5 protein-coding genes are annotated in these 7,327 nt (G+C 63.7%); 1 reads left to right on the top strand and 4 read right to left on the bottom strand.

Annotated features, from left to right (window positions below):
* Positions 1-1,095 precede the first annotated feature (1,095 nt).
* The 4 genes from ACYVJJ_RS14635 to ACYVJJ_RS14620 form a co-directional block, all read right to left on the bottom strand.
* Positions 1,096-1,656, bottom strand: coding sequence for a hypothetical protein (locus ACYVJJ_RS14635; protein WP_460834669.1), 561 nt, complete (start codon positions 1,654-1,656; stop codon positions 1,096-1,098).
* A gap of 1,446 nt (positions 1,657-3,102) precedes the next feature.
* Positions 3,103-3,390 (bottom strand): hypothetical protein, encoded by a 288-nt coding sequence (locus ACYVJJ_RS14630; RefSeq protein WP_460834667.1) that lies wholly within the window; start codon positions 3,388-3,390, stop codon positions 3,103-3,105.
* A 1,510-nt stretch (positions 3,391-4,900) separates the two neighbouring features.
* Positions 4,901-5,302, bottom strand: a complete 402-nt coding sequence (locus ACYVJJ_RS14625) for a hypothetical protein (RefSeq protein ID WP_460834665.1) — start codon at positions 5,300-5,302, stop codon at positions 4,901-4,903.
* Positions 5,303-5,371: 69 nt separating this feature from the next.
* On the bottom strand, positions 5,372-5,632 hold the full coding sequence (locus ACYVJJ_RS14620) for a hypothetical protein (protein WP_460834664.1): 261 nt from the start codon (positions 5,630-5,632) through the stop codon (positions 5,372-5,374).
* 482 nt (positions 5,633-6,114) lie between these two features.
* Here ACYVJJ_RS14620 and ACYVJJ_RS14615 point away from each other — a divergent pair, with 482 nt between their 5' ends.
* Complete coding sequence (locus ACYVJJ_RS14615) at positions 6,115-7,164, top strand: integron integrase (protein ID WP_460834662.1); 1,050 nt, start codon at positions 6,115-6,117, stop codon at positions 7,162-7,164.
* Positions 7,165-7,327 lie beyond the last annotated feature (163 nt).

Genomic DNA, 7,327 nt, shown 5'->3' with positions numbered 1-7,327 from the left:
GGTAAGCGCCAACAGCACGATCAATGCTTTCATTCCGGACTCCACAGACACTTGTTCCACCGCCTAACACCTGAGTTAAGCCGCGCCGCGAAGCGGCGTCGGCTTGGACGAATTGTTAGGCGCTGAGCCCGGATGGCACAGGCCCAGCTCCTTGGAATAATGCGGTCGCCCCACAGTATCGCGGACCTCAACCCTGAACAGGCCGGGCTCGTACAGGGATGGCCAAGGGCTCGGCTGGACGACAAAGCCGGCCTCGTCGCCGGCCCCTAGCGAAACCTCATGGCTGGCCGGCACAAAGTGCTCAAGGATTATCTGCCAAGGCTCGCCCGTCGCAGATCGCTGCAGTTGCACTGCGGCCGGGTGCAGCTTGAACGGCGGCCCTGCAGGGCCGTACGTACGGAACGCCACACGCTCTTCCGACCCATTGAAGAGTTGGAGGCGGACGAGGACAGAGCCGGGCGGTATGCAACTACCCAAGCGGACTTCCACACCAGACAGCGTGGCGGCTGGCTTGGACGCGCAGCCCACCAGAGTGAATGCCATGAGCGCGACCAGCCCTGTTCTCATGCGCCTAACACCTGAGTTAAGCCGCGCCACGAAGTGGCGTCGGCTTGGACGAATTGTTAGGCCGCGAACCAGTGGCGGCTACGTGAGCATTGACGATAGCCGCGCCCGACCTGCCCCAGAAGGTAGCCTTAAAGCCTTGGCTTGGCACGCTTACGGACACCCTATCAACGAAGTAGGGGTTGTCTTGCATGATTGCGACCCGATCCCACGGCAGGAACGATGTGGGAAGAAAGAAGCGAAACGGCGGGATCGGGGCGAGGAACAGCCCGGCAGGGGCCACCGTTAGGTCCAGCGAGTATGTCCAGGTGAGTGGACCGAGCTGCGCGGTTTCGAAGCGAAAACGCTGACCGGCCGGGCGGCTCCCTGCGGGGAAAACTCTGGCCAGCCGCGCGAATGTGCTGAAACGGCCGGCGGCGACGAGTGCCGCGACAACAGCCACTACATGCAGCAGAGAACTATCCATAGCGGCCTAACACCTGAGTTAAGCCGCGCCGCGAAGCGGCGTCGGCTTGGACGAATTGTTAGACCTTATGGGGACGGAGCCGCAGCCTGAGCTTTAAGGGCCTGCGCCATGCCGTCAAGTTTGCCCGACAGAAGTAGGCGCCACGAACCCTTATAGGGCTTGAGGCTAACCACCTCCAACTGCGTGAGCTGAAGGGCTCCAGCACCTGCCGTGTTTCGGGTCACGAGGTGTACGACTTCACCTTCCTTGACGCTTCCAAGGATTTCCGGCTTGCCGATGGTTAGGTCCATGGTCTTCATCTGACCGGCCACGAAGCCCATGAAGCCACGCATGAACTCCGGACCATCGAGCGTTCGCACGGACTCTGCGGTTGCCGAGGGGCCGAAGAAGGCCGCCCTCAGGTTTTTTCCCACAGGTAGGTCGTCGCCCAACACTGGGAGAAGCATTTCGCGGAACCTCTCGAGTTCGTCAGGGTGAATGAACTCAGGGACCGCGGTGAGCCCTTTGGAACGAACAGCCTCGACGTACTGGCGTTCAACGTCCTCGGGGCTTTCGGCAGCCAGCAGTTTCCCTATGGGGCCGAGGAGCGCCAAGGCGAGGACGGTGGCAGCGATGATGTTTTTCATAAGGTCTAACACCCGAGTTAAGCCGCGCCGCGAAGCGGCGTCGGCTTGGACGAATTGTTAGGCCGTAGGCTACGCGCCGGCGACGGCCTTTCGGCGAGAGCGCAACACGCGGACGCAGACATATGCGACCCAGGCGCCGCCAACGCCCATGAACGCGATGATGGCGTCGGAACTCTCCCACGGGACATCGTAGTAGACCTTCGCCCCGAGGTAGATGCCAGTTCGCAGTACGAGTGCGACAGAGCCCACCAAGAAAAACCAAGCGCGCAGCACCCGCCACTTTGGGTACCGCTCTAGATGGTTCACGGATAGCGACTCCTTGTTCTACGGCCTAACACCTGAGTTAAGCCGCGCCGCGAAGCGGCGTCGGCTTGGACGAATTGTTAGGTGCACTACGCGACGGCACCGGATGCACCCTCTTCAAACAGGCGCAGAGCAGCGGGTAAGGCCCAGATTTCCGGTGCCGTACCCTGCCGGGGGCCACCACGTGGTACGCGCGACGCCTGCTTCTTTACCCAACGACCCAGCGCGTTCCAGTATGAGGTTGTCCGCGGATCAGCCGGAGCGCCCAGCATCTTGTAGTGATTTCCAATCCATTCGAACGAACACAGCCCTACGATGGGCTGGCTTGTACTCGGGTGAGTGCAAGTTGGGCGGACGTTGAGCCAAATGACGCCTGGATGACCTGCCCCGAAATAAGGTGTAGTCGGATCCGCGCCGGCTCGTTCTTCAGCCCAGCCACAGAACGGGTCTGCGATTTCACCCGGAGGAGCACCGGCTCGGCGGACCAACGGAAGAGACCCGCTGGGGATATGCCACAAACAGTAGCGTCCCGGCGCTAACGCCGGCAGCGACCTCACGGCACGCCACGCACCTTTCCCGGATGAGACGATGAATGCAATCTCAGCGGACTCGTTCAAGCGGGCCAATAATGCGCCCCAGTCTTCCTGAACTGCATATACGGGAAGCCACGCCATAGTGCACCTAACACTTGAGTTAAGCCGCGCCGCGAAGCGGCGTCGGCTTGGACGAATTGTTAGGCGCCACACTACGAACCTGCGGGCTCACGAGCAACAGCGGCCACACTCTATAGGTCCCTGGTGGAGCCACAGCCCACAAGTGGCGCGAACGCCGCTTGGAGTAGCCCCGTGGCAACGAGCGCAGCAAGAAGGAGCCCGACAATCATTGCGACCGGCTGCCCGGCACTTAGAAGGTAGATACCAAAGAGCACTAGAAATACCGGCATGAGCACCGACAGCACCAGACTGACGAGCCAATGCACTCGGAGCTTGGCGCAGCAGCTGCGACAGTGGGTGCGGGAAGCAGCCGCGAGCAGCCACGTCGGTACTTGGCAGCTTCGGCAAGCTGGGCAACGGCGAACAATCATGTGGCGCCTAACACCTGAGTTAAGCCGCGCCGCGAAGCGGCGTCGGCTTGGACGAATTGTTAGGTGCCCATCGGGAAGAATGAAAACCCCTTCCCAGGGCCGCGTTCAAAGTCGGCGGGTTCTTCATCAATCTCCTCGAAGTACACCCTCGCGTCCTCCATCCGGTCTTCTGGGCCGACCGCATCGAACGTTGGATCTTGCCGCAACAGGTCTAGGGCGACCATCTCGGCTTCGGCCGCCGACGCTGCCTCGACGAAGCGAGTTGCGAAGAAGCCGATCGGCTCAGCCTGTCCAAGCAGCGAGCCGGGAAAGTTTTCACCGCGAATGAAACAACGAAAGACCGGCATGGGCACCTAACACCTGAGTTAAGCCGCGCCGCGAAGCGGCGTCGGCTTGGACGAATTGTTAGCGCCCGGGCGGCAGCGCTCCAAGAAGCGGACTTTCGAACCCTTCGGCAAGTTCAGGATCGTAAACCGGAACTCCGCCGGCGCTGCCGAAGACGGTATGCCCTCATTCGGCCCGACGGGGAGCTCAGGCGCTGTGTAGCAGAGCGAATAGCCATCCGGCTCGGGGGAAAGGTGTGCGGTAGCACGCTCAAGTTGTACCCCGAGGTACATCGTGCCCCATGCAGTGACCAGCGACTCGTGTGCCTTGTGCTCCACACGCGTGGCCCGCGAGTTCACGAGCGTTATGACGCGCTCGAGGTCTGACGCGCGACGCCAAGTTGCTTGTGAAATAGACGGCGCATCCGGCGCCGAGAGGGTGCAGCCGCTAAGCAATGCTGCAAGAGCTGTGACCTTTCTCAAGGGCGCTAACACCTGAGTTAAGCCGCGCCGCGAAGCGGCGTCGGCTTGGACGAATTGTTAGGCCGTAGCCTGAAGCGGGCGGAGCGACGATGCAACCGGGCCGGCGAGGGTTGGGACTTTGCCATCACCTCAGCGGGGCGCGGGGTACGACGGCCGGCGCTGCCGTTCCCGAAGAGCTGTGGCGCCGCCTTGCGTGACTGCGTGGGCTAGCCGAAGCCCGGGCAATCGTGCGGATACAGACGAATGCGAGCGAACCTGCGGGAAGTGGAGCAGGGCAGCCCGCTAGCGGCGGCGCCGCTGATGCCGCCCGAGGCGAGCTCTTGATCTGCAGCGCACCTCGGTGAGGCGACAGGCCCCGGACTAGACGAACTGCGGCAAGAACCACACCGCGGCCTAACACCTGAGTTAAGCCGCGCCGCGAAGCGGCGTCGGCTTGGACGAATTGTTAGGCCACAGCTTGCGCCATACCCAAGCAGCCGCCAAGCCGTAAGCCAGCCATTGGCCGGCTGCCACTAGAGCGACCGCCAGATCCGTTGGAGCCGCGCGCCCCGGAAACCCGCCGAGTGCGAAGAGAGTAGTGGGCAGGTTTATGGCAGACGCGAAGTTGGTGATGAGCGGCTGGCCTACCAGGAAGCTCGAAAGCGGGGAATTGCCGGCCAGCAGGAGCCAGCTCACTCCCAGCCCGGCTCCGGCGATACACGCAGCTCGGACCAACAAGTGCGACATGGGGACCTCTGTGGCCTAACACCGGAATTAACCCGCGCCACGAAGTGGCGTCGGGTTGAATGACTAGTTAGCGATCACACGCCGAGGAGCCAGCCGGAATGGACCGCAGGGAACCCGGAGTGTGCCATGGGGCGCGATGGATCCGCAGCGGCGCCGGAACTACAGGCGCCGAGCGCCTTCACCGCGGGCACTGACCGGTCTGGGCGGGAGATGCTGAACCGCGGGCGAGAAGCCATCCGCCTGATGCGACCGTGAGATACAGAAGGGTGCGCCGCCTAGGGAGCCGCTAGGAAGGTTGCAACCAGTGTGAGCGCTAACACCTGAGTTAAGCCGCGCCGCGAAGCGGCGTCGGCTTGGACGAATTGTTAGGCCCCTTGCCGCTTGGTACCGCTGGAGCACGCTTTGATTCCGCGGCAGGCGGAGCCGAGGAGCGCACCTGATAAACGGCGACGGCAAGCTGCGCCAAAGATGCCACGAACGCCAGCGCCGATACCCACAGCGCAAGCTTGGATATGCGCAGGGCTTGCCCGTGCATTTCCTGGCTCTGCCGGGCTGCCAAAAGCTGACGCATGGTCTCGCCCATCTGCGACGCACGAGCCTGATTGATCGGGTCTTGGATTCGCTCGCGACCTATCGCAAGCAAGAGTTGCTCGAGCTCGACCTTTGAGGCCTCGGCCACAGAGCCCGTGTCGAATGCGATCCGGACGTCATCGTAGGTCTTGTTCAAGGGGCCTAACACCTGAGTTAAGCCGCGCCGCGAAGCGGCGTCGGCTTGGACGAATTGTTAGGCCTCACTCTACCGTGCCAGCTCGAGCAAGTTCAGTAGCGCATCCACTTCTCCATCAGTGGGCGGCCACTGGGATCCTCTGGCCTCAGCTATGGAAGCTAGGCCCAGCAGGTAAAGCGGGTCCTCGGCAATGAGCCGGATGCCCGGTTTGCTCGCTTGGATCATTTCCGGGTCTTTAGACAGCAGTTCCACTGAATAGCCCCGCTGGCGAAGCACCGCCAGCGCCGGAGCCAGCGTGTTTCCCGATGTATGGATGTAGAGCTCGGACATTCGCAGTGAGGCCTAACACCGATTCTGTTCCAAAAGTGACACGGTAACGCCCATCTGGCAGTGCATGCCGCGAGCACATCAAAAACGCCTTTAGATCCAACATCTTATATCTGCAATCCGGCTGCCCCAGCGCACGTCACGTTTACCACAACACGCGCCACGCTAAATCCTTACAACCCGGCAAGCGCGGTGTAGCAGCCCTGTTGCGCGGGCTTTTCCTACATTGCACTGCAGCCTTGTCCACTGACTGCCACGTCCCGCGCCGACGGATCCTGTAGATACCGTAAGGACGCGGTGTAACGGGTTACGCAAGCATGGAAGCATTGGTAAAGCTTTACCACCGCCTTCGTCCCCGCAGGGAGGCGGTTGCGCCCCTGCAGGAGCCGCGGGACCGGCGGGTGGACGGGCGGTTTTCAGGGCCGGGTGCCGATCCCGCACCGCGGCGACGCTATCGGGATCCTGAACCCGAGTTCGACGCCTTGATGACGGGCCGCGGGGACATGCCGGCTTCCGGCCATGCGTCACCCGGCTGGCCTTCGCAGCCCGCGGGCCCCGCGCTGAGACCGGCCGCGGAACAGGGCGGGCGGCTTCTCGACCAGGTCCGCGACCGCGTGCGGGTGCGGCATTACAGCCTGCGCACCGAGCGAGCCTACGTCAGCTGGGTGCGTCGCTTCATCCTGGCGAACGGGCGGCGCCATCCGCGCGAACTCGGTGGGCCGGAGGTCGAGCGGTTCCTCACCGACCTCGCGGCGCGCGACGACGTCGCGTCCGGTACGCAGAACCAGGCGCTCGCGGCGCTGCTCTTCCTGTATCGCGAGGTGCTCGGCATCCGGCTGCCGTGGATGGAGGACGTCGTGCGTGCGAAACGGCCGCGGCGGCTGCCGGTGGTGCTGTCGCGTGGCGAAGTGGACCGGCTTCTCGCGGCCATGGACGGGCAGACTCGACTGATGGCCGCGCTTCTCTACGGCACGGGGATGCGGCTGATGGAGTGCACGCGCCTTCGGGTGAAGGACGTCGACTTCGAGCGCTCGGAGATCATCGTCCGCGAGGGCAAGGGCGACAAGGATCGACGCGTCCCGCTGCCGAACGCATTGCGTGACGATCTGGAGCGTGCGATCGAGCGGGCCCTGCTGCTGCACCGCCACGACCTCGCGGAAGGCTTCGGCGAGGCGCGGCTGCCGCATGCACTGGCGAAGAAGTATCCGACGGCGGCGCGCGAGCCGGGCTGGCAGTTCGTCTTTCCGTCGGGGCAGCGATCGCCGGATCCGCGGACCGGCGCGATCCACCGGCATCACATCGACGAAAGCGCGCTGCAGCGCGCGGTGCGGCGTGCGCGCGACATCGCGGGTATCAACAAGCCGGCGACCTGCCACACGCTCCGGCACTCGTTCGCGACGCACCTGCTCGAGGCCGGGCAGGACATCCGGACGGTGCAGGAGCTGCTCGGCCACAAGGACCTCGGGACGACGCAGATCTACACCCACGTGCTCGGCCGCGGCGCAGGGGCGGTGCTGAGTCCGCTCGATCGCTGATGCCGATGCGGCATCCCCTTGTCGACGCATCGGTGCGCACGGCGCGGGCCCGTGATGCAGCACGGGTCGGGCGTTCGGAGGGTCACCGGCCGGGCGCCGCGCCTTCCTCGCTGCTGGCCATCGCGGTGATCACAGCCGCAACTTCGCTCTTCCAGCAGGAATA

This window comes from Lysobacter humi (ex Lee et al. 2017) (assembly GCF_054781815.1).
Note: the sequence above shows the minus strand (reverse complement) of the source record. Positions and strands in the feature narration are given on the sequence as shown.

Coding starts and splice junctions, on each gene's coding strand:
- ACYVJJ_RS14635 (WP_460834669.1), bottom strand. CDS start 1,656: ATGAAAAACATCATCGCTGCCACCGTCCTCGCCTTGGCGCTCCTCGGC.
- ACYVJJ_RS14630 (WP_460834667.1), bottom strand. CDS start 3,390: ATGCCGGTCTTTCGTTGTTTCATTCGCGGTGAAAACTTTCCCGGCTCG.
- ACYVJJ_RS14620 (WP_460834664.1), bottom strand. CDS start 5,632: ATGTCCGAGCTCTACATCCATACATCGGGAAACACGCTGGCTCCGGCG.
- ACYVJJ_RS14615 (WP_460834662.1), top strand. CDS start 6,115: ATGACGGGCCGCGGGGACATGCCGGCTTCCGGCCATGCGTCACCCGGC.